Source organism: Bacillus sp. FJAT-29814 (genome assembly GCF_001510715.1).
Classification (GTDB): domain Bacteria; phylum Bacillota; class Bacilli; order Bacillales; family Cytobacillaceae; genus Neobacillus.
Genome location: NZ_LMTJ01000015.1, coordinates 39,681 through 61,696, shown reverse-complemented (window position 1 = coordinate 61,696; position 22,016 = coordinate 39,681). Strand labels below are relative to the sequence as shown.

The window sequence follows — 22,016 nt, the reverse complement described above, 5'->3', positions numbered from 1 at the left end:
TTATTTGTGAAATATTTCACAAACGAAAAGGAGGATCACAAATGAAGTACGAACACATTTTCACAGAAGGTAAAATAGGCGAATTAACCCTAAAAAACAGAATCGTCATGCCGCCAATGGGAACAAACCTTGCTGGTGTCGAAGGTGAAGTTACAGATCACCTGATTGCCTATTATGAAGAACGGGCGAAGGGCGGCACTGGGTTAATTATTGTCGAATTTACCAGTATCGATTCTGAATATGGAAAAGGGTTTGTTCGGCAATTAAGGCTGGACGATGATCGCTTTATTCCAGGGATTTTCCGTCTGGCCAATGCGGTACATAAATATGGGGCAAAGATATTTGTCCAAATCCATCATGCAGGTAGACAGTCGAATTCGTCGTTAATCAATGGGAAGCAAATCGTTGCTCCAAGTAGTGTACCCTGTGCAGCCGTTGGGGAAGAACCTAGAGAATTGACGACAGCGGAAGTGAAAGAGTTAGTCCATAAATTTGTCCAGTCCGCCGCTAGATGCAAGCGGGCCGGAATTGACGGAGTTGAAGTCCACGGAGCCCATGGTTATTTAGTTAACCAATTCCTCAGCCCTGAGGCAAATTTACGGACGGATGAATACGGGGGAAGCTTTGAGAATCGAATGAAATTTCTCGAGGAAATCATTGTCGGCATTAAAGAGGAATGCGGGGAGGATTACCCTGTTACTGTCCGCCTTAATGTGGATGATTTTACAGAAGGGGGCATCGATTTAGAGCTAGGTAAGGCCATAAGCAGGTACCTAGAAAACCTGGGAGTCGATGGACTGCATATTAGTTGCGGAACCTATGACTCTATGGAAAAAGTCATTGAATCCCCGCTTTATGAACAAGGCTGGAGAGTCTACCTGGCAGAGGCAATCAAAAAGGAAGTTTCGATTCCAGTGATTACGGTCGGGTCCATTCGCGAACCGCAATTTGTGGAAACCATTTTAGCCGAAGGGAAGGCGGACTTTGTGGCCATAGGCCGAGGATTAATCGCGGATCCTGAATGGGTAAACAAAGCAATTGAAGAACGCGAAGGCGAAATTAGAAAATGCATTAACTGTCTCCATTGCATCCATTCCGTTTCGGCTAACCTGCACATTCGCTGTACGATTAATGCCAGAGCAGGCCGAGAGCTGGAGTTTAAAGAACTAAAGCCTCTTACTTTTAATGAACACCGCCATGTTGTAATTGTCGGTGGCGGACCAGGTGGAATGGAAGCGGCAAGAATCTTAACATTAAAAGGATATAACGTAACCCTTTTTGAAAAGGAAAATAAACTTGGCGGGCAATTACACCTTGTAACGGACCCGATTTATAGAAGGAAAATGACTTGGCATATTGATTATCTCAGCCATGAAATGAAACGTTTGAATGTTGATGTGCGTTTGAATACAGAAGCTGCTGTCGAAGATATCATAGCTTTCAACCCTTATGCAGTTTTGTTGGCCACAGGCGGAAAACCAAGGCTCCCACAGGTGGAGGGGATTGATTTAGACCGAGTATATACCTATGAAGACATAAAATTACGGGAACTCGTATTTTCCAATAATAAAATTACTGTAGTAGGCAGTGGGATGACCTGCCACGGAACGGCACGTCGCCTTGCTGAAGCCGGCAATGATGTCACCTATGTAGAAATTCCGACTAAAGCAAGTAAACGTATTGGAACTGACACAAGATTAAGACTTCTGGGTAAGCTTCAACAAGCAAATGTGAACATTGTGACGGAACACAAGTTGGAAAAAATCCTGCTCAACAGTGTGATTGTCGAGGACTTGGCTTCAGGGATACAATCAGAGCTTGAATCGGAGTATGTGATTGTTGCGATGGGTGTGGAGGCATATAACCCATTAGAGAATCTTTTAAAAGGCTGTATGGAAAATGTGTTTGTATTAGGGGATGCTGCCGGCTACGGTTCTTTGGGTGATGCGACCCGAGAAGGTTTTGAAAAAGCCTATGTCTTGGAGTCGATTGTTACGAACTGCAGGGAGAAAAAGGTATTGCAAACAGTTTAGAAACATAAGTTACTATTATGATTATAAAAAAAGTCCAAGAGACAGCAGTTGTTTTAATTACCGCATTGCCTCTTGGGCTTTTTTCTATTTATGTTATTGAAGCAGTGGAAGGCGAAAAAACGAGGTCCCGCTACGCCAATAAAGGCTGCCTAAGGAAAAACAAATGAAATTATATTAGAATGGTGTTATCGCGGTTTATTTGAAGGAGAAGAACTATGAAAAAACGCATGGCGTTAGTCGTTGTCTTGATGAATCTGTTAATTGCCTTTTTGGGGATTGGCCTTGTCATTCCTGTAACCCCTGCTATTATGAATGAGCTGCATATATCCGGTTCGGTTGTCGGCTATATGGTTGCAGCCTTTGCACTAACCCAATTGATTGTGTCGCCAATTGCCGGCCGCTGGACAGACAGATATGGCCGAAAAAATATTATTGTCATTGGGCTCGTAATCTTTGGTATCTCGGAATATTTATTTGGAATAGGTAAAACGGTTGAGATCCTATTCATTTCGCGCATGCTTGGCGGCGTCAGTGCAGCCTTTATCATGCCAGGTGTAACAGCATTCATTGCTGACACTACAACATTGGATGAACGGGCAAAGGCGCTTGGCTATATGTCGGCGGCCATTTCAACCGGTTTTATTATCGGGCCGGGAATTGGCGGCTTTTTGGGTGAAATCGGCCCGCGCCTACCGTTTTTCTTTGCTGCCGGTCTCGGATTATTTGCGGCCATTTTATCGGTATTTTTGCTTCGTGAGCCAGAACGAAGCAGTGAAACCGAACAAGTAAAGGGACAAAAAACAGGGTTTCGCAGGATTTTTGCGCCGGTGTACTTTATTTCTTTTATGGTAATTTTTATTACACAGTTTGGCTTATCATCTTTTGAGTCGTTATTTTCCTTGTTTGTCGACCATAAATTCGGCTATACACCAAAGGATATTGCCATCATCATCATGGGCGGCGGAATTTTGGGAGCGATATTTCAAATTATCTTCTTTGCCCCGCTCATGCGTAGGCTGGGGGAAATTGTCTTAATCCGGTATTGTCTTATTTTTTCGACAGCCCTGGTATTTTTAACGACGGTGGTCCATACCTATGTGACGATTCTGCTCGTCACCATTACGGTGTTTGTCGGCTTTGATTTGATGCGTCCAGCGGTAACAACATATTTATCGAGAATCGCCGGCGATGAACAAGGCTTTGTCGGCGGGATGAATTCGATGTTCTCAAGCATTGGCAACGTCATCGGCCCGATAGCTGGCGGGATTTTATTCGATATCAACCTGAACTATCCATTTTACTTTTCAACTGTATTTTTGGTAGTAGGGATTGGAATCACCCTTGCGTGGAAAGAGCCGGCACTTGTTACGGCAAAGGAGTCGTGATGGCAACTGAAATTTACCAAAAAGACCTACAGTTCTATGTAGGTCTTTTCTCCATCGATCAATCACGTATCAAAATTTGGATATCTCTTGGATTGGCGTTTGGATGATTACTGGATTCTTTGATGGGTCTAACCATTTGAGAATGGCAATCACGTTGTTTGCCGAAGTTGCGGTACATCCCAATGTAGGACCGCTGCCAACATGGAAGAAGATAGCACTTCCTTTATACGGAGTACGTTCCGTATTGTAATTAATGACAAAACCGTAGGTATACAATCGATGCATCATGCTTTCGGCACTGTTCCATTGTCCTTCCGTTTGACTTTTTGACTGCCAAGTATTGTAAAGTGGGGACTCCGAATCATCAACCCAAACATCATCATTTGTGATATTTCTCCAAGGTAATCTTGTTCCTGGATTTCCATTTTGGCCAAAAGCGGTCCCAAATGTATATTTACCGATAGGAGATTTGCCATCCCCTTCCTTTTTACTCGCTGCAAATCCGTTTTTACCAATATAACCATTGGCTGTAAGAACAGGAAGCCATTGTCCCTGTGAATTTTTTTCGAAGGTCCGAATGACAGCCCTATTTGTATTCGAGCCATTCGTCGTGACAAGGATTAACTGGCTATTATTGTCCACGGTCTTTAATCCATCAGCCAGACTATTATTAGCTGTCTGCTTTTCAGTAGTTGAATTGGTAGCGGGTGCCGGAGCTAGCGCAGGATTTGAAACAGGTGCTTGTTTCTGGACTGTTTTTTGACTTTCCGGTTCCTTTATCACAGGTTTGGTATCGGATAAAAATTGATTGGCAACCCAACCTGTTTGCTCGTTAACCATGACTTTACTCCAAGATCCATTAGATTCGTAAACTGACACTTGCTGGCCTAGTTTAATAGTGGTAATGACGGGATAACTCGTATCAGAGCCACTACGAATATTTAAAATGCTTGCCGTTACATATTTTATTGCCGGATTTACTGCAGGAGCGGGTTCGGGCTTTGGAGTATCCGTATTCTTTTCAACTTCTATTTCCTCTAAGCTATTTTCAGGTGATGCACTCAAATCCTTTTCCTTCGGAATCGATTTTGCATCCTGTTTGGATTGTTTAGCGGATACTTCAACATTCTTTCTTTCAACCTGTGTATTTGAGTCTAGTTTTGAAAATCCAAGCATGAATGAAAGAACTAATATAAATAATATGGCAAAAATACTAACTCCCGTTCTTACAACATTTCTGCTCGTTCTTGGTGTTCCACTGCTCATTTACTCTCTTATTCCTCCCATTAATCTAAATTTATTTTCACAAAAAAGTCCAAGAGACACTTCCGCGGTCTCTCAGACTTTTTACATTTTTAGATTGCCCAATCCCCATTCCGGAAGATTGGAACAACGGTGCCGTCTTGTTTAATTCCGTCGATATTCATCTCGTTAGAGCCAATCATAAAGTCCACATGAACAGTTCCGGTGTTCATCCCGTGCTGCTGTAGCTCTTCCTGGCTCATTTTAGTCCCGCCTTGAATCGTTGTCGGGTAAGCCGAGCCGATAGCCAGGTGGTTGGAGGCATTCTCGTCAAACAGGGTATTAAAGAAAATAATTCCCGATTGTGAAATCGGTGATGGATCTGGTACCAGTGCGACCTCACCAAGGCCTGTTCCGCCTTCGTTATCAAACACTAATTTCTTAATGGCTTCATCGCCTTTTTCCGCAGAAATATCGACAATTTTTCCATCCTTAAAGTGCACTTCAATTCCTTCAATCAATGTCCCCGCATAGCTTAACGGCTTCGTGCTCCGGACTACCCCATCCATGCGCCGGGTATCAGGGGCCGTGAACACTTCCTCTGTAGGCATGTTGGCAAGGAACTCTTCGCCTTTTGGATTGACGCTTCCGGCGCTGGCCCAAATATGGTTCTTCGGCAGGCCGAGGGTTAAATCTGTGCCTGGTGCTGTGTAATGCAGCGCATCAAATTGGATTTCATTTAATTTTTCCGCCTTCTCATCCAATGTTTGTTTGTGCTGGTCCCAAGCGGCAATCGGGTCTTCCGCGTAAACACGGCAGGTTTTAAAAATTTGATCCCAAAGGGCATCGACCTGTTCTTCGGAAGTGGCTAGGTTCGGGAATACTGTGGCAGCCCAGCCGGCGCCGGCAGCAGCGGCAACTGTCCATTTCAAATCATCATTCTGAGTCGCCTTGCGTTGTGCGTGGAATGCCTTTCCGGCTACCTTTTGGTATTGTGCCACCTTAGCCGGATCGACTTCATTTAACAAACCAGGGTCGCTCGAAAGAATCGACAAACGGCTGACGCGATGATTTAATACATGGTCTTCGGATTCCTGGATTTCATAGTCAGGAATGTTCGTCAATACCTCGAGGGGTTGATTTAAGTAATGCTCTTTTGTGATTTCGTCATCGGACCATTTGACAATGACCTTCTCAGCCCCCAGGGCATATGCTTCTTTTGTGATTAACCTGGCTAATGGCGCCTGATCGACGTTAATTGTCATCTTCACCCAATCCCCGGGTTGAACATTAATTCCTTTCGCCACTAACAGCTTTGCGTACTTGTGTAAGTTCTCTTCAAAATTAGGCAGCACCATTTCTGTCCCTCCAAAAATTAAGTTTCAATCTTATAGTAGCATAGTTGATTGAAAAAGATGCAACGGGGAGCGTGGGTAAGTTGATCTTCACATCGAAAGAAAAAGCGGTATTCTACAAACAGTTTGTCGAAAATAATGCGAATTTTATTACATTTTATATAAACTTCCCATATAATACTAGTAATTGGGAGAAATCGAAAGGTGGTTTATGCAGATTGGATCAATACGATAAAAAAATATTAGAATTATTAGTCGACAATGGCAGGCTATCGTACGTTGATATCGGAAAGGAATTGGGGGTATCCAGGGTTGCTGTAAGAGAAAGAGTCGCTAAATTAATCGATGATGGCGTTATCGAGCAATTTACCATCGTCATTAATAGCAGCAAGGCAGGAAAAGGGGTTTCTGCTTTCTTTGAAATTGATTGCGAGCCTGGTTCCCTTGTAAAAGTGGCGGAGGCATTGGCAGAAAATCCAAATGTGGCGAGCTGCTATCAAATGACAGGACCTTCCACCTTGCATACCCACGTCCTGGTTGATGACTTCGGGGCCTTAGAAAGATTTATCAATGAGGAGTTATACGTATTGGATGGAATTACAAGAGTGGAGAGTCATATTTTATTAAGGCGATTTAAAAGCCGAAGAGGGCTAAAACTATAATCTGCAGCAAGGAACTCATCGTTAAGATGAGTTTTTTTGTGCATTAAGGGAAGATACCATCGAATAATTAGTTTTACAAAACGAAAATGTAAGCGTTCTAGATTTGCGATTCAAAAATAAAGCACTTTTCAGGAATATGTCGACATTTCGGAAGGTTCATCGGGTAAATAAAACCATAAAGTTGTTGAAATTTGAAAAATTTTTAAAAAAATGAGTGTTTTTTGTAGATTTTTAAAATGAAAAGGATTATAATCACTTTTATATTATTCAGAACATTAAGTAATCAAAAATTAAAAATTGATTAACAAATGTCGTAAGGAGGAGGGTGCATAGTGATTTCAATGATTGTCCGCAGGTTCTTTCAATTAATATTCCTCTTGTTTGGAATATCGTTTTTGGTTTTCTCATCCATGTATCTCGCTCCCGGGGACCCCGCAGCGATGGTTGGAGGACCCACAGCTACAGCGTCTGATTTGGAAGCGATTCGAGACAATTTGGGCTTGAATGATCCTTTCTTGGTCCAATACGGAAGTTACTTGGCTAATATTGCCCAGGGGGATTTTGGTTTTTCTTACCAAACCCGCCAGCCTGTTGCTGAAGCAATCGCTGTTCGCTTTCCAAACACTTTGAAATTGGCAGTCGCCAGTATGATTGTTGCGGTAATCATCGGGATATTCGCCGGTCTGATTTCAGCTCTTAGACATAACAGCTGGCTGGATGTAACCTCCACTACGTTTGCATTGGCAGGAATTTCAATTCCAAACTTTTGGCTGGGGGCATTGTTGATTTTAGTTTTTTCCGTCAATCTTCAGTGGCTGCCTGTAGCGGGATTATCAAATTCCTGGTTTACCGTTGAAGGGATGAAAGAAATGATCCTGCCGGCCATTACGTTAGGAACCAGTTCCGCCGCGATGATTGCCCGAATGGTAAGGTCATCGATGCTGGAGGTTGTCAGGGCGGATTTTGTCAGAACGGCCAGAGCAAAAGGGGTAAAAGAACGAAATGTCATTTGGATTCACACCTTGAAAAATGCGATGATTCCGGTTATCACCGTGATCGGCCTAAACTTTGGAGGGCTCTTGGGCGGAACCATCATTACCGAGAAGGTTTTCGCCATTAACGGAGTGGGCCGGTTGATGATTGATGCAATCGCAGCACGCGATTTTCCAATGGTGCAAGGATCCGTCCTGTTGGTGGCCACCTTGTTTGTATTAGTGAATTTAGTTGTTGACATTGTCTATACCTATATCGATCCAAGAATCAAATATCAATAAGAAAGGAGGGGGCACGATGGCGGAAACAGCAACAGTGGCGGCGGCCAATGTGAAAAAAGCACCAAGTAAAGAAAAAACGTATCAGGTCGTTGCAAAACGATTATTGAAAAACAAACTGGCGGTGATTGGCTTAATTATTATCGTCCTGCAAATTGGCATGGCCATTTTTGCACCGCTGATTACCTCCTATGATCCGGTAAAACAAAATTTAGAAGCAAGTGAATTGCCGGTGTTTAGCGAGGGACATTGGCTGGGTACCGATAACTATGGCCGCGACGTATGGAGCAGAATTGTTTTTGGGGCCCGCATCTCATTGGTAGTCGGAATTGTCGCGGTTACCCTGGGCCTGTTAGGAGGCGTGACCCTAGGTTTGCTTGGCGGCTACTATAAAAAATTAGATGGCGTGATTATGAGAATAGTAGATTTGCTTTTCTCTTTCCCTGGCATCCTTCTAGCAATGCTGATTATTGCCATTTTAGGTACAAGCCTGATCAATGTCGCGATCGCGATTAGCATCTGGTCGATTCCGTCATGTGCGAGAATTGTCAGAGGCTCCGTTCTTTCCATTAAGGAAAAAGAATACATCATGGCGATGAAATCACTCGGTGCCTCAGATTTTCGAATTATGGTCAAGCATATCTTGCCAAATGCCTTTGCGCCAATCATCGTATTTGCGACGATGAGGATGGCAACCGCGATTCTTTCAACAGCATCGCTAAGTTATCTTGGCTTGGGGGCGCAGCCGCCGACACCCGAATGGGGTGCGATGATTGCACAAGGGCAGGCCTTCATGTGGAGCTCGCCGCACTTAACGGTCGTACCTGGTATTGCCATTATGCTGACAGTATTTGCTTTTAATGTTGTGGGCGATGGATTGCGCGATGCAATTGATCCAAATATGGATATTCAATAAGAAAAGCTACAAACGCCTAGGCGCTGGAGCTGGACAAATAAAAATGAGGGGGAAATAATTATGAAGAAAAATTTGCTGTTGTTATTCACCATTATCACGGCGCTACTACTTGCGGCCTGTGGCGGAGGCTCAGCTTCCAAATCAAGCAATGAAGGAACTAACACTAACAAGGGAAAAGAAAAGAAAGAAGCGATTGAATCATTTACCTATGCTTCACTTACCGATGCGGTTGGCTTATCTCCAATCATGACGAACGATTCCGCATCTTCGAATGTAACCGAACATGTCTATGAAACACTGTTTAAGAGAAATGCAGATAGCAAGATTGAACCATTATTGGCAGAATCCTATGAAAACCCGGATGAAAATACATGGGTTATTAAATTGAAAAAGGGAATTAAGTTCCACGATGGCACAGATTTTAATGCTGAAGCCGTTAAATATACGTTCGATAAACTTCGTGACCCAGCAACTGCTGCACCGCGCGCAAGCTTGATGGCTCCTGTTGATACAATCAATGTCGTTGATGAAAATACAGTTGAAATCAAAACAAAATATCCATATGGACCGTTCTTAGCTGCTTTATCACACTCCAATGCGGCAATTGTAAGCCCAACAGCAGATAAGAAACAAGACCTAATGAAAGAGCCTGTTGGTACCGGACCGTTCAAATTTGTCAGTTGGACTCCTGGTGACCAAGTTGTTTTAGAATCAAATCCTGACTATCGTGACGGTGCTCCTGCCATCAAAAAGCTAGTTTTTAAAGTGGTTCCGGAAGTATCTACAGCGATTTCCATGCTGCAGGCAGGTGAAGTGCAATTTATTGACAGTATTCAGGCGGAGCAATTAAGCCGTGTTGAAGCATTGAAAAATGTAGGAGTTGAAAAGATTCAAGGAACACCTCAATATTTCTTAACAGTGAATCATTCAAAACCGGAATTTGCTAATCCTGAATTCAAAAAGGCTCTTGCAAGTGCCATTAACCGAGATGCCATTGTGAAAAAATTAAATGGTTTGGGTGTAAGAAGCGACAGCGTCATCGGACCAAAAGTATTTGGCCATAAAGATTCTGCCGATAAAGGCGGCACAGCTTATAATTTAGAAAAAGCAAAAGAGTTAGTGAAGAAAAACGGCTATGGCGACAAAACCATCAAGCTGTTGGCAGCAAACCGCGGCACCTATCCATTAATGGCTGAACTGGTTCAAGCCCAACTGACAGAAGCTGGCTTTAAAGTAGAAATCGAATCAATGGAATGGGCAGCGTTTCTGGATACAGCACGCGCCGGAAAGTTTGACCTTACGTTCTTAAGCTGGTCGAATGTTACCGGTGATGGTTCTGAATTGTTATATCCTAACTTCCATAGTGCAAACGTTGGTTCTTCCAACATGACCCAATTAAAGGATCCTGAATTGGATAAATTGATTGAGCAATCAAGAACAACAACCGATCAAAAAGTACGTGAAGACTATTTGAATCAAGCCAACGAATTAATGCTGAAGAACGATTCAGTCGTTATTATGTACCATGGTGTTGTCACTGCAGCATTGAATAATGAATTCACAGGCCTTGAACTCTATCCGACTGGAAAATGGGATTTATCGGGCGTTACAAGAAAGTAGGGTTGAAAAATGGGAGAGACATTACTTGAAGTCAAAAACATCGTGACTGAATTCCGCACAGCAGACGGGCAGCTGCCTGCTGTGCGTGATGTCTCCTTTTCTATTAAAAAAGGGGAAACACTCTGCATTGTCGGTGAATCGGGGTGTGGGAAAAGTATCACTTCTCTCTCGGTTATGGGTCTATTGCCAAGCAACGGAAAAATTACTAGCGGTGAAGTCCTGTTTGAGGGGGCGCCGATTCATAACTTGCCCCAGGAAAAAATGCGGCAAATCCGTGGCAATAAAATTTCGATGATCTTCCAAGAGCCAATGACGGCGTTGAATCCGGTGCTGACAATCGGCTACCAAATTCGCGAGCCGTTAATGCTCCATCATAACCTGTCAAAAAGCGAAGCAACGAAACAAGGGATTGAGCTGTTAAAGCAGGTCGGAATACCTTATCCAGAAAAAAGAATGAATCAATATCCTCATGAGCTGAGCGGCGGGATGCGGCAGCGGGTGATGATTGCCATTGCTTTATCTTGTAATCCCGGACTGTTGATTGCCGATGAACCAACAACCGCCCTTGATGTTACCATTCAGGCGCAAATCTTGGATTTGATTAACGATTTGAAAGAAAAATATAACATGGGTGTCATGTTAATTACCCACGATATGGGTGTTGTCGCTGAGGTGGCAGATCGTGTCATGGTCATGTATGCGGGCAAGAAGGTAGAAGAAGGAAGTGTGGAGGAAATCTTCAATAATCCGAAACATCCGTATACGATCGGACTGTTAAATTCGGTTCCTAATGTTGATGACCCTGACTTTGAACTAGAACCTATCCCTGGCTCGCTGCCAAGCTTACATGAACAGATTTCCGGCTGCCGCTTTCATGACAGATGCAAATTTGCGACAGACCGCTGCCGAACGAAAGAACCGCAGGTAGCAAACGTCTCTGGCACACATAAGGTCAGCTGCTGGCTAATTGAGGAGGAGGTGCACTGATGGCCGTTTCAACAGAACAAATAGCTACAAGCAAGAAGACAGAACCAAAGGTGCTCCTGGAACTTCAAGGTATTAAAAAATATTTCCCTATTAAAGGGGGAATCCTCCAGCGGAAACAAAGCGACGTCAAAGCAGTCGAAAATGTTTCCTTACAGCTTTGTGAAGGCGAGAGTTTAGGGGTTGTAGGCGAATCCGGCTGCGGCAAATCCACTCTGGGGAGAGCCATTTTGGGATTGGAAGAATTAACAGCCGGAAAAGTGATTTTCCAGGGTACGGAAATTCAGGATTTAAAGAGAAAAGAAAAGTTGAAATTTGTGAAGCAGATGCAAATGATTTTTCAGGATCCGTTTGCCTCATTAAATCCGCGCCAGCGAATTGGTCACGCGCTTGAAGAGGTATTCACAATGCATACCAATATGTCGGCTAAGGAAAAACGGGAAACGGTGATTAGCCTATTGGAGGAAGTAGGCTTAAAAGAGGAGCATTTTTATAAATATCCTCATGAGTTTAGCGGCGGCCAGCGGCAGCGAATTGGCATTGCCCGTGCCATCGCCCTTCATCCTTCGTTTGTCATCTGTGATGAAGCCGTTTCCGCCCTTGACGTTTCCGTGCAGGCGCAAGTTTTAAAACTGCTAAAATCCTTGCAGCAAAAATATAACCTTTCCTATCTATTTATCTCGCATGATTTAGGGGTTGTCCGCTACTTTTGCGATCGGGTTTTGGTTATGTATCTCGGGAATACGGTCGAGTTGGCTTCCGTAGGGGACCTATTTGAGCGGCCGTTGCATCCTTACACCCAGGCGCTGCTATCAGCAATTCCAAGACCCTCTGTCAATCGAAACCGGACCAGGGTCCGATTGCAGGGAGATCTGCCAAATCCGGCAAATCCCCCAAGCGGCTGTCCGTTTCATACAAGATGCCCGATCGCAACTGACCGGTGTTCAGCGGAAAAACCGGAGTGGAAGGAATACGGACCGAATCATTTTGCTGCCTGCCATTTCGCCGGACAGTCCATACATCAATAAAATTCATCCTCCTACCTACTAAGTAGGGGGAATCTTACTTTTCAGCAAATCGTAGACTAACACAAGAACTCTAACGGAATCCGAGAGTGTCGAGGAGGAAGACAAATGGATTATTTATATCACCCTTTTGCGTCAAAACGCCATACTGTTTTTGCCAAAAAGGGCATGGTCGCCACATCACAGCCATTGGCTGCTCAAGCAGGGCTTGAGATTTTGCAAAAGGGAGGAAATGCCATAGATGCAGCGATTGCAACTGCGGCTGCCCTGACTGTAGTGGAGCCGACCTCAAATGGAATTGGCGGAGATGCATTTGCCTTAGTTTGGGTAAAGGATGAATTATTTGGATTGAATTCATCTGGACCAGCACCCCAATCCATTTCTGTTGAAGCGTTAAAAGAATTAGGGCATGAGAAAATGCCTATTCATGGCGTCATCCCGGTAACAGTACCTGGTGTTCCCGCCGCATGGGCCGCATTATCAAAACGATTTGGCAAATTATCTTTGCTGGAGGCGCTCCAGCCTGCCATCCGCTATGCAGAGGAAGGATACCCGCTAACCCCAATTTTAGGGAAGTATTGGAAGCTTGCCTATAATAAATTTAAGACGAACTTCACGACAGAAGAGTTTGAAGCGTGGTTTGAAACCTTCGCACCGGGGGGGGAAGCGCCTGAGATTGGCGAGGTCTGGAAGTCTCCGGATCATGCAGCAACTTTAAAGTCGATTGGAGAAAGTGAAGCACGTTCTTTTTATGAAGGAGAGCTTGCCGACAAAATGGATGCCTTCATGAAAAAGCACAATGGCTATCTTTCCAAATCCGATTTAAGCAAATATGAGCCAAAATGGGTAACGCCGATTTCAACGAACTACAGGGGTTATGATGTTTGGGAGATTCCGCCAAATGGCCAAGGAATGGTTGCCTTAATGGCACTGAATATTTTCGAAAAATTGTCTCATCCTGCCTGGCAGAGCGCGGAAACGCTCCATCAGCAAATCGAAGCGATGAAACTGGCGTTTACCGATGGTCAAGCGTTCATCACAGAACCAGAAGATATGCCGATTTTGGCAGAGGTATTGCTGTCTGACGAGTTTGCCGAAGAGCGCAGCAAAGTGATTACAGATACAGCCTCTGACCCAGTTCCATATGAACTTCCTAAAGGCGGTACCGTTTATTTGGCGGCTGCGGACGAGGAAGGAAATATGGTGTCATATATTCAAAGTAATTATATGGGGTTTGGTTCTGGGATCGTCATTCCTGGCACGGGAATTGCCTTGCAGAATCGCGGCGCTGACTTCTCCCTCGATGAGTCGCATCCAAATGTACTAAAACCAGGGAAAAGAACGTATCATACCATTATACCGGGATTTTTAACAAAGGATGGCCAAGCGGTTGGTCCATTCGGGGTAATGGGAGGATACATGCAGCCACAAGGACATTTTCAGGTGATTACTAATACGATTGATTATTTATTGAATCCACAGGCGGCATTAGACATGCCGAGATGGCAGTGGATGAAGGGAAAATCGGTTCACGTTGAACCGGAATTTCCTAACTATTTAGTCCAGGCGCTTGCCCGCAAAGGTCATGAAGTACATGTAACTCCAGAAGGGGGAAGCTTCGGGCGTGGTCAAATTATTTGGAGAGACAATAAAACAGGTGTGCTTCAGGGTGGCACGGAATCACGGACGGACGGAGCTATCGCGGCTTGGTAAATGTACTAGCCAAGGAAAAAACGTCTGATTCTTCATCCAATCCACGCCCGTATTGGAGAAGAAATTGGGATGTGATCGCAGCGTTTTTTCGCGTTGGCATGTTAGGTTTTGGCGGGGGACCATCCTCCATTCCGCTTGTCCATCAAGAAGCAGTAAAGAAATATAAGTGGATGACAGAAGAGGAATTCGCGGATACCCTGGCGATTGCGAATACTATGCCTGGTCCCATTGCGACAAAAATGGGTGGCTATATCGGATATCGGGTTTGCGGTGTTATGGGCTGTATTGGTGCCCTGCTGGCGACTGTAGCCCCAACGGCATTGATGATGATTTTCTTGCTGCAATTATTGCAGCAATACAAAGATGTGCCTTGGGTACAGCATATGTCGATGTCGGTCGTACCAGTGGTGGCGGTCATGTTGGCTACCATGACCTGGGATTTCACCAAGAAGTCGGGAAAAACACTTGGCTGGACAAAAGGGATTGCCATCATTATTGGGTCTCTCATTTTAACGGAAGGCTTCCAAGTACACCCGGCCATTCTGATTTTAGTGTTGATCATTTACGTATTTTTGCCTTTTGGAAATAGGAGGTCCGACTCATGATTTACTGGCAGATTTTCATGGCCTTCTTTATTCCGGGGATATTAGGATATGGCGGCGGGCCTGCCTCGATCCCATTAATTGAAAATGAAGTGGTCGGGAACTATGGCTGGATGTCAAGACAGGAATTCAGTGAAGTGCTGGCAGTAGGCAATTCTTTGCCTGGCCCTATCGCTACAAAACTGGCTGCCTATATTGGTTACACAGAAGGCGGTGTCATCGGAAGCTTGGTTGCGCTTTTTGCCTCCGTTGCCCCGTCCATCATTCTGATGCTCGTCTTGATGGCGGTATTGTTGAAATATAAGGACAAACCGCAGGTCAAAAACATCTCCAGCATTGTACGGCCAATCATCGCCGTTCTGCTTGGAGTCATGACATACCAATTTGCCAAGGACTCTTTCATCGGCCTCGGTCCCGTCTACACGATTATCCTATTGATCGGAAGCTATGTGATGCTAGAAAGACTCAAGTGGCACCCGGCACTCGTCATCGTCATTGCCTTGGCGGTCGGCGCTGTTACGGGGATTTGATATTCTCGGGATATTATAGCGGCGGATATGTCTATTTTATGAAGAAAACGGTTTAGGGGAGCGAAACCCTTCAAAATGATCCACCTTTATGCGATAATAAAGGTGGATCTATTTTTTGATAGAAATAATTTTGCAAGTTTAGGTGGAGTCTGTCGCAGGGGGATTGGTATGCCCTTTTAGGGGCGGACTCTTTGTATTTGGTTGGATTCAAGTCACACATCGAGAGAGGGGCGAGACTACCTATTAATAAAGGAGGCAGATAAAAATGAGTATCCAGTTAGCAATCGCTGGATTAACTTATTTCATGATTTTAGTGGTGGCTTATACGATCATTATTTTTACAAACCTCGGAGAAGAAAAAAGCGAGGAAATTATCAGGAGGGCATTTAATAATGCCTATTCGATCCTTGCCTTTGGGATGCTCGTTATTTATGCTCTGATTGTACTCCCGCATATCACCTTAGACTATCAAACCACTTCCTATCTAATTCTGGCGAGCAAATTTATCTCTGTGTTTACACTCGGAGGAAGTCTCTTTATTTTTACACGAAAGAGATGCAGCCCAAAAGCAGAGAGATTCTAAACTAATTAAAAACACGCGGTCTATTACAATAAATGTAATCGACCGCGCGTTTTTTTATGGTAGTGGAGGCCGTCCGGAGTAATTTACACTATGCAAAAACTCAGCCACGGCATTTGTCATGTTCGCAGCTTCCTCTGGAGCATTCCCCGACCCGAGCAGTTTTTTAATCTCCCCATGTGATAATGAATGAATTTCAAAAGTTTTGGCCTTATCATTGGTCCTTTCTATAAACGAAGATATAGAAGGCCTTTTGGGTGAAACAAGCAATACCGGAGGTGAATTTTGTTCGGTCGCATAGGTAATAGGAGATGCCTTTGTCCAGACTTGATCATCCTCACCAAAAACAGTTTTATATTTACTATTTCGTTGAAGAAATTCCGCCAGATCAATTGGTCCGTCCAAGTTTACGATTGAATGAATCGTACCTGGAGGCAGCCCGACCTGTTTCAAATAGCTTTGGTTGGTGCCGATTAGGGTGACCAGATGCCCACCGGCCGAATGCCCCATTAAATTAATCCGCCTTCTATCAATTTGATACTGTTCGGCATGGTCAAAAACCCATTTCACCGCTGTCGCAACATCTGTCGCCATCTTTTCGTAGTCAGCATTAGGAAAAAGCCGATAATTAACAGAAACAAATACATAACCATTATCGGTAAAAAAAGCGGGCTTGTCACCAACATCGGCTTTATCCCCCCGCATCCAGCCCCCGCCATGGACATAAATGATAACCGGGTTATCTCTGTTGTTTTTCGGCACATACAAGTCCAAAGCCTGTTTACCATCAGATCCGTATTTAATATTCTTTTGATTCAGGTCCCGCCCACTTGTATATTGTGTAAAGGACGCCGTAAAAGCAGGTAGCAGCAAAAAAAAGAATCCAACATACCGTGCCCCTTTATAACCTAACCATTTCAAGTGCATCACCTTTTATCTTTTAAAAAATAGAGTACCCTTTATAAAAAGAATATATTGGATTTCTTGTCGTATCAATGCAATAAATGTCAAAAATGTAATTTGTAAATCTTTCTTTTTTCAAAGTCCAATTAAATCTTACCATTCTTAAACCTGGAGATTCCTGAACATTTTGTTAACTTTGCGACAATCATAAAAGGAAATTCTAACCAAATGATGAATATATACATAAAGGGCAATTGCCCTATTTTTTCAAAGAGGGGAGTTTTAAAAATGGCAAAAAAGGTTCTGATTTTGGCCGGTGATGCGGTGGAGGCGCTGGAGGTTTTTTACCCGTATTTCCGCTGCCTCGAGGAAGGGTTTGATGTGCAAATTGCTGCGCCATCGAAAAAGAAGCTACAGACAGTCGTTCATGATTTCATTGGCTGGGATACTTATACCGAAAGTAAAGGATACTTAATTGAAGCCCAAACAGCCTTTGAGGATGTCAATCCTGAAGAGTACGACGGCCTAATTATTCCGGGAGGTAGAGCCCCGGAATACATCCGCCTCAATGAAAACGTGCCAAGAATCGTGGCCCATTTCTTTGAAGCCAACAAGCCGGTTGGCGCCATTTGTCACGCAAGCCTGATCCTGACAACGGTTCGCCAGTACATGGAAGGACGCGAATTGACGGCGTATATCGCCTGCAAGCCGGATGTGGAAGCGGCTGGAGCGACCTATATCGAAAACCATCTCCATGTGGAAGGAAATCTTGTATCCGGTCACGCCTGGCCTGATCTTCCGGGCTTTATGAGAGAGTTTATAAAACAATTAAACTAAACACCCTTAAGTGGTTGTTCACGGAAAAGGGCAGGGGCTTCAGCCTCTGTCTATATTTTTTTAAAAAATGTTTGGATATGATAGTGTAGGGATATAAAGAAAGTTGGAGGTGAAAGGATGATAGCTACTATTGAAAAAGCGGCACACGGATATACTGCCCGCTTCGAGCGGCATCTGCAGCAGTCTCCCGAAGAAGTGTGGGGTTGGCTGACAGACAATGACAAGCTGGCTCTTTGGTTTGGCGAGCTCCGCGCAGGCGAGCTTCGGGAAGGCGGGTACATGTCATTTCATATGGGTGAGGATATTTTTGAGCGGCTGGCGATTACCGATTTCAAAACCTTATCTGTATTGGAATTTTCTTGGTGGCAGGACAGTATCCGTTTTGAATTAAGCGAGGAAGCGAACGGATGCCAATTAGTTTTAATTGAAAAAATACATGCCATTACCGACCATACCCCAAAGGACCTCGCAGGCTGGCATGTTTGCCTAGATGTTATTGTGGCATTGGCGGAGGGCAGAGATTTCGGGCCCCGGCAAGAAGAATGGAAAAAGTGGTATGAGGAATACATAAAAGCAGTTGAAAAAGCTAAGTAAAACCAGAACTCTTCGGATGATATCAGCCGAAGAGTTCTTTTTTGTGTAAATCTGATACTATTTACACACATTTCTGAACGTTCTGGTAATTGTGTTGACAGAGCTGGGAAGGAAATTATATGCTAATGGCAAGTATGGACAAAATGTCAAGAAGTTCCAAGGTGCCAGGTGAAGTGGAATCAATTTTTCAAAAATGGGGGGAATTCTATGTGGATTGAGCCGAGTGAATTGAAGATTGAGAGAATCCAAGTGTTGGACGAGAATGGAAAGCTTGTGGGGCAGGCCCCGGATGTCAGCGATGCCGATTTAATCAGCATGTACAAATGGATGGTGCTGGCCAGGGTGTATGACCAGCGGGCGCTAAAGCTGCAGCGTCAAGGAAGAATTGGCACGTATGCCCCGCTGAGCGGCCAGGAAGCGGCCCAGGTTGGAAGCTCATTCGCCTTGGAAAGGCAGGATTGGATCTATCCGAGCTATCGTGAAGGGGCGGCCTGTTTTGTTCACGGCTTCCCAATGAAAAACTTTTTCCTTTATACAATGGGTCATCTTAAGGGAACGGATGCCGAAGGGGCGAATGTATTTCCGGTTCAAATCATCATTGCCGCCCAGTGCCTTCATGCGGTTGGTGGGGCATGGGCCGGCAAATACAACGGGGAAAACAGCGTAAGTGTGGCTTATGTCGGCGATGGCGGCACATCCGAAGGCGATTTTCATGAGGCGCTGAACTTTGCCGGGGTATATAAGCTCCCGGTTGTGTTTTTCGTGCAAAACAACCAGTGGGCGATTAGTGTTCCGTGCTCAAAGCAGACCGCCAGCCAGACGATTGCGCAAAAGGCGCTCGCCTATGGGATGGCCGGGATTCAGGTAGACGGAAACGATATTTTGGCGGTTTATGCGGTAATGAAGCAGGCGTTGGAGCGGGCGCGCGATGGCAGCCCGGTGGTAGTGGAGGCTGTTACATACAGGCAAGGACCGCATACGACAGCGGATGACCCGACAAAGTATCGTAATAAAGATGATGTGGAAAACTGGCTGGCCAAGGACCCACTGAAGCGGATGAAGGCATTTATTGTTGAAAAGGGCATTTGGAATGAGGAATTGGAACGGCAGGAATACGAAGCTGCCGAGCAAAAGGTTAGTGATGCGTTTGAAATAGCTGTGAATACGCCGAAAAGCAGTGTGGAGGAAGTGTTCGAGGTGGTTTATGAGCAAAAGACTGCGCAGTTGGCCGAACAGCAGCAAGCGGCGGGTTCCGTGGAGGGGGTGTTGAAATGAGCGCTATGACGATGATAGAGGCGATCAATTTTACCTTGAAAAAGGAAATGGAACGGGATTCTAAGGTGATTTGTTTGGGTGAGGATATCGGGAAAAACGGCGGCGTGTTCCGGGCAACCGATGGCCTGCAAGCGCTGTTTGGCGAAGATCGAGTTGTAGATACACCGATTGCGGAGTCGGCGATAGTCGGGGCCGCAGTCGGCATGGCAGCCCGCGGGCTTCGGCCGGTTGCAGAGATCCAATTTTTCGGATTTATTTATGAAGCGATGGACCAAATGGCCGCCCAGGCGGCAAGACTTCGCTTTAGGTCTGGCGGCAGGTTTGGGGCCCCTCTGGTCGTCCGCGCTCCATATGGCGGCGGCGTCAAAACACCCGAGCTGCATTCTGATAGTTTAGAAGCTTTGTTTTTGCATTCGCCAGGCTTGAAGGTTGTTGTGCCGAGCTCGCCTTATGATGCCAAGGGACTGCTGGCGTCGGCGATCCGCGAAAATGACCCTGTGCTGTTCCTCGAGCCGATGAAGCTGTACCGCGCTTTCAAGCAGCAAGTGCCGGAAGAGGACTACTTGCTTGAGATTGGCAGGGCCAATGTGCTGAAGTCTGGTGAGGATGTCACGGTGATTACATGGGGGCCGGCGGTGCCATTGGTGAGCAAGGTGGTCGAGCAGGTGGAGCAGACCTCGGATGTGTCGATTGAAGTCATTGACTTACGGACGATTTCTCCGCTCGATGAAGAGACGATTATTGAGTCTGTGCAAAAAACCGGCCGGGCTGTGATCGTTCATGAAGCGGTCAAAACCGGCGGAGTCGGGGCAGAGGTTTCCGCTCTGATCAATGAAAAAGCGTTATTCCACTTGTCCGCGCCAATCATAAGAGTGGCAAGCTTTGACACGCCATATCCGGTGCCATCGGTTGAGGATGACTGGCTGCCGAGTGCCAGCCGAATTGCACAGGGACTGAACGAGGTATTGGCGCATTAATTTTTAAAAATTAGAAACTGGTCAAAGTACCCGCATTAATTTTCGAATAGGGGTGTCATTCAGTTATGGCTTATGAATTTCGCCTTCCCGATATCGGAGAGGGTCTGCATGAGGCGGAAATCCTGGCATGGTTCAAGGCAGTCGGTGACCATGTAAAGGAGAATGAGAATATTGTTGAAGTTCAAACGGATAAAGCGGTGGTGGAAATTTCATCTCCGGTAAGCGGAATGATTCAGTCGTTTGGGGCTGAGGTTGGTGCAGTTGTGAAGGTCGGCGAGGTTTTGTTTACGGTTGAGCAGGACGCCGTTGCGGTGGGAGTTGCTACAATTCCGGCATCCGTAAAGAAGGAGGAGTCCGGGCTGCAGCACACGGCAGCGTCAGGGCAAGAAACAGCGAGTACTGTCTCTGTGGGAAGCGCTTCGAAAAAACGGGTGATTGCGGCGCCGTCTGTTAGAAAATTGGCTAGGGAGTTGGGGATTGACATAACCGAGGTGACACCAAGCGGCAAAGGCGGCAAGGTGACGGAAGAGGATGTCCGAAACTTTAAGGTGCAGGCGGAAAGGGAGGTCGCTGCGGCGGTTGCTGTGCCGCCTGAGGTATCTGAAGTTTCACCTCCGGCTATCTCAGCAACAGCTTCCGTTCAGTTGATGGGAGCGGAGGAAGAAGAAATAGACCGAGATGAGGATGTAAGAGAGCCAATCCGCGGCTTGCGGAAGAAAATCTATGAAAACATGAAACTGTCAATGTCAACTGCCATTCAGTGCAGTGCCATGGATGAGGTGGTAATGACTAAGCTGGTGGAGCTAAAGAAGCAGCTACAGCCCCATGCGGAACAGGCTGACGTCAAGCTGACCTATCTTCCGTTCTTCGTCAAAGCGGCGGCGATAGCGCTTAAACGGAATCCCATCTTTAATGCGACAGTGGACGACGAGCGGATGGAAGTTGTTTATAAAAAGAGGATTCATATTGGTGTCGCAACTGCAACGAATGATGGACTGGTTGTCCCGGTGGTCAGGGATGCGGATAAAAAGTCTGTTATGGAAATTGCACAGGAGATCCAGGACCTTTCTGGCCGGGCGAGAGAACGGAAACTGAAGCCTCATGAGTTATCAGGCAGTACTTTTACGATTTCCAGTACGGGCGGAAAGGGCGGCTGGTTTGCGACCCCAATCATTAATTACCCGGAGGTTGCCATCCTTGGTGTTCATAGTATTAAGAAGAAACCAATCGTCCAAGATGACCAAATCGTCATTGGTGATGTAATGGGCATGTCCATTACCTTCGACCATCGCGTCATCGACGGCGCGCCAGCAGGCGCCTTCATGGAACAAATTCACACCTTCCTCGAAAATCCAGAACTGTTTATCCTCCAATGCCGTTAATTGGGTGGTTGGGCGGCAAGTACAGATAAGTGGGAAGATAGGGTGAATTGCAATATTGAGAGCATAGGAAATGTGACAGAGTAACAAATGGTGTCAGGCACCACCCGTGGACATTTGTACGCCACGCGTG

General features: G+C 45.4%; 20 protein-coding genes. 17 read left to right on the top strand and 3 right to left on the bottom strand.

Annotated elements, in window-relative coordinates; all coding sequences use genetic code 11:
* Positions 1–41 precede the first annotated feature (41 nt).
* Positions 42–2,033 carry an FAD-dependent oxidoreductase gene (locus AR334_RS27225; protein ID WP_066321545.1) on the top strand — a complete coding sequence of 664 codons (1,992 nt, stop codon included), beginning with the start codon at positions 42–44 and terminating at the stop codon, positions 2,031–2,033.
* 215 nt (positions 2,034–2,248) lie between these two features.
* Entirely contained in the window at positions 2,249–3,418 is a 1,170-nt protein-coding gene (locus AR334_RS27220; RefSeq protein WP_066321543.1) for an MFS transporter, read from the top strand.
* Positions 3,419–3,487: 69 nt separating this feature from the next.
* On the opposite strand, the gene AR334_RS29225 is transcribed toward AR334_RS27220, so the two are convergent.
* Positions 3,488–4,684: an SH3 domain-containing protein gene (locus tag AR334_RS29225; RefSeq protein WP_082693132.1), complete on the bottom strand. Its 1,197-nt coding sequence runs from the start codon at positions 4,682–4,684 to the stop codon at positions 3,488–3,490.
* Positions 4,685–4,773: 89 nt separating this feature from the next.
* The gene (locus AR334_RS27210; protein ID WP_066321541.1) at positions 4,774–6,018 is read right to left on the bottom strand and encodes an aminopeptidase; all 1,245 of its coding nucleotides are present in this window, start codon (positions 6,016–6,018) and stop codon (positions 4,774–4,776) included.
* 215 nt (positions 6,019–6,233) lie between these two features.
* Between AR334_RS27210 and AR334_RS27205 the strand changes: the two genes are divergently transcribed.
* From AR334_RS27205 to AR334_RS27160, 10 genes are all read left to right on the top strand, one after another.
* Positions 6,234–6,677 (top strand): Lrp/AsnC family transcriptional regulator, encoded by a 444-nt coding sequence (locus tag AR334_RS27205; RefSeq protein WP_253701379.1) that lies wholly within the window; start codon positions 6,234–6,236, stop codon positions 6,675–6,677.
* 332 nt (positions 6,678–7,009) lie between these two features.
* The gene (nikB, locus tag AR334_RS27200; protein WP_066321538.1) at positions 7,010–7,951 is read left to right on the top strand and encodes a nickel ABC transporter permease; all 942 of its coding nucleotides are present in this window, start codon (positions 7,010–7,012) and stop codon (positions 7,949–7,951) included.
* Positions 7,952–7,967: 16 nt separating this feature from the next.
* A complete protein-coding gene (locus AR334_RS27195) occupies positions 7,968–8,864 on the top strand; it encodes an ABC transporter permease (protein ID WP_066321537.1) in 897 nt (298 codons plus the stop codon).
* Positions 8,865–8,924: 60 nt separating this feature from the next.
* Positions 8,925–10,484, top strand: coding sequence for an ABC transporter substrate-binding protein (locus tag AR334_RS27190; RefSeq protein WP_066321536.1), 1,560 nt, complete (start codon positions 8,925–8,927; stop codon positions 10,482–10,484).
* 9 nt (positions 10,485–10,493) lie between these two features.
* Positions 10,494–11,471: an ABC transporter ATP-binding protein gene (locus AR334_RS27185; RefSeq protein WP_066321534.1), complete on the top strand. Its 978-nt coding sequence runs from the start codon at positions 10,494–10,496 to the stop codon at positions 11,469–11,471.
* Entirely contained in the window at positions 11,471–12,496 is a 1,026-nt protein-coding gene (locus AR334_RS27180) for an ABC transporter ATP-binding protein (protein WP_066321532.1), read from the top strand. The genes AR334_RS27185 and AR334_RS27180 overlap by 1 nt, the downstream gene beginning before the upstream one ends.
* 105 nt (positions 12,497–12,601) lie before the next feature.
* Entirely contained in the window at positions 12,602–14,206 is a 1,605-nt protein-coding gene (locus AR334_RS27175; RefSeq protein ID WP_066321529.1) for a gamma-glutamyltransferase family protein, read from the top strand.
* Between the two features lie 71 nt (positions 14,207–14,277).
* Positions 14,278–14,811: a chromate transporter gene (locus AR334_RS27170; protein ID WP_301337184.1), complete on the top strand. Its 534-nt coding sequence runs from the start codon at positions 14,278–14,280 to the stop codon at positions 14,809–14,811.
* Positions 14,808–15,338 (top strand): chromate transporter, encoded by a 531-nt coding sequence (locus AR334_RS27165; protein ID WP_066321526.1) that lies wholly within the window; start codon positions 14,808–14,810, stop codon positions 15,336–15,338. The genes AR334_RS27170 and AR334_RS27165 overlap by 4 nt, the downstream gene beginning before the upstream one ends.
* A gap of 265 nt (positions 15,339–15,603) precedes the next feature.
* A complete protein-coding gene (locus tag AR334_RS27160; protein ID WP_066321525.1) occupies positions 15,604–15,921 on the top strand; it encodes a hypothetical protein in 318 nt (105 codons plus the stop codon).
* A 54-nt stretch (positions 15,922–15,975) separates the two neighbouring features.
* Here AR334_RS27160 and AR334_RS27155 read toward each other — a convergent pair whose 3' ends face one another.
* Positions 15,976–16,839, bottom strand: coding sequence for an alpha/beta hydrolase (locus tag AR334_RS27155; RefSeq protein WP_253701378.1), 864 nt, complete (start codon positions 16,837–16,839; stop codon positions 15,976–15,978).
* A 270-nt stretch (positions 16,840–17,109) separates the two neighbouring features.
* On the opposite strand from AR334_RS27155, the gene AR334_RS27150 reads away from it, so the two are divergent.
* The 5 genes from AR334_RS27150 (at position 17,110) to AR334_RS27130 (ending at position 21,886) form a co-directional block, all read left to right on the top strand.
* Entirely contained in the window at positions 17,110–17,658 is a 549-nt protein-coding gene (locus AR334_RS27150) for a DJ-1/PfpI family protein (RefSeq protein WP_066321523.1), read from the top strand.
* A 117-nt stretch (positions 17,659–17,775) separates the two neighbouring features.
* A complete protein-coding gene (locus tag AR334_RS27145) occupies positions 17,776–18,252 on the top strand; it encodes an SRPBCC family protein (protein ID WP_066321521.1) in 477 nt (158 codons plus the stop codon).
* Positions 18,253–18,459: 207 nt separating this feature from the next.
* The gene (pdhA, locus tag AR334_RS27140) at positions 18,460–19,527 is read left to right on the top strand and encodes a pyruvate dehydrogenase (acetyl-transferring) E1 component subunit alpha (RefSeq protein WP_066321519.1); all 1,068 of its coding nucleotides are present in this window, start codon (positions 18,460–18,462) and stop codon (positions 19,525–19,527) included.
* On the top strand, positions 19,524–20,504 hold the full coding sequence (locus AR334_RS27135; RefSeq protein ID WP_066321517.1) for an alpha-ketoacid dehydrogenase subunit beta: 981 nt from the start codon (positions 19,524–19,526) through the stop codon (positions 20,502–20,504). The genes pdhA and AR334_RS27135 overlap by 4 nt, the downstream gene beginning before the upstream one ends.
* 65 nt (positions 20,505–20,569) lie before the next feature.
* Positions 20,570–21,886, top strand: a complete 1,317-nt coding sequence (locus tag AR334_RS27130; protein WP_066321515.1) for a dihydrolipoamide acetyltransferase family protein — start codon at positions 20,570–20,572, stop codon at positions 21,884–21,886.
* Positions 21,887–22,016: the final 130 nt, after the last annotated feature.

Bases quoted from the DNA above. Each gene is read 5' to 3' on its own strand.
- AR334_RS29225 (WP_082693132.1), bottom strand. From the start codon at position 4,684: ATGAGCAGTGGAACACCAAGAACGAGCAGAAATGTTGTAAGAACGGGA.
- AR334_RS27210 (WP_066321541.1), bottom strand. From the start codon at position 6,018: ATGGTGCTGCCTAATTTTGAAGAGAACTTACACAAGTACGCAAAGCTG.
- AR334_RS27175 (WP_066321529.1), top strand. From the start codon at position 12,602: ATGGATTATTTATATCACCCTTTTGCGTCAAAACGCCATACTGTTTTT.
- AR334_RS27225 (WP_066321545.1), top strand. From the start codon at position 42: ATGAAGTACGAACACATTTTCACAGAAGGTAAAATAGGCGAATTAACC.
- AR334_RS27190 (WP_066321536.1), top strand. From the start codon at position 8,925: ATGAAGAAAAATTTGCTGTTGTTATTCACCATTATCACGGCGCTACTA.
- AR334_RS27195 (WP_066321537.1), top strand. From the start codon at position 7,968: ATGGCGGAAACAGCAACAGTGGCGGCGGCCAATGTGAAAAAAGCACCA.
- AR334_RS27180 (WP_066321532.1), top strand. From the start codon at position 11,471: ATGGCCGTTTCAACAGAACAAATAGCTACAAGCAAGAAGACAGAACCA.
- pdhA (WP_066321519.1), top strand. From the start codon at position 18,460: ATGTGGATTGAGCCGAGTGAATTGAAGATTGAGAGAATCCAAGTGTTG.
- AR334_RS27145 (WP_066321521.1), top strand. From the start codon at position 17,776: ATGATAGCTACTATTGAAAAAGCGGCACACGGATATACTGCCCGCTTC.
- AR334_RS27220 (WP_066321543.1), top strand. From the start codon at position 2,249: ATGAAAAAACGCATGGCGTTAGTCGTTGTCTTGATGAATCTGTTAATT.
- AR334_RS27150 (WP_066321523.1), top strand. From the start codon at position 17,110: ATGGCAAAAAAGGTTCTGATTTTGGCCGGTGATGCGGTGGAGGCGCTG.
- AR334_RS27135 (WP_066321517.1), top strand. From the start codon at position 19,524: ATGAGCGCTATGACGATGATAGAGGCGATCAATTTTACCTTGAAAAAG.
- AR334_RS27165 (WP_066321526.1), top strand. From the start codon at position 14,808: ATGATTTACTGGCAGATTTTCATGGCCTTCTTTATTCCGGGGATATTA.
- AR334_RS27160 (WP_066321525.1), top strand. From the start codon at position 15,604: ATGAGTATCCAGTTAGCAATCGCTGGATTAACTTATTTCATGATTTTA.
- AR334_RS27130 (WP_066321515.1), top strand. From the start codon at position 20,570: ATGGCTTATGAATTTCGCCTTCCCGATATCGGAGAGGGTCTGCATGAG.
- AR334_RS27185 (WP_066321534.1), top strand. From the start codon at position 10,494: ATGGGAGAGACATTACTTGAAGTCAAAAACATCGTGACTGAATTCCGC.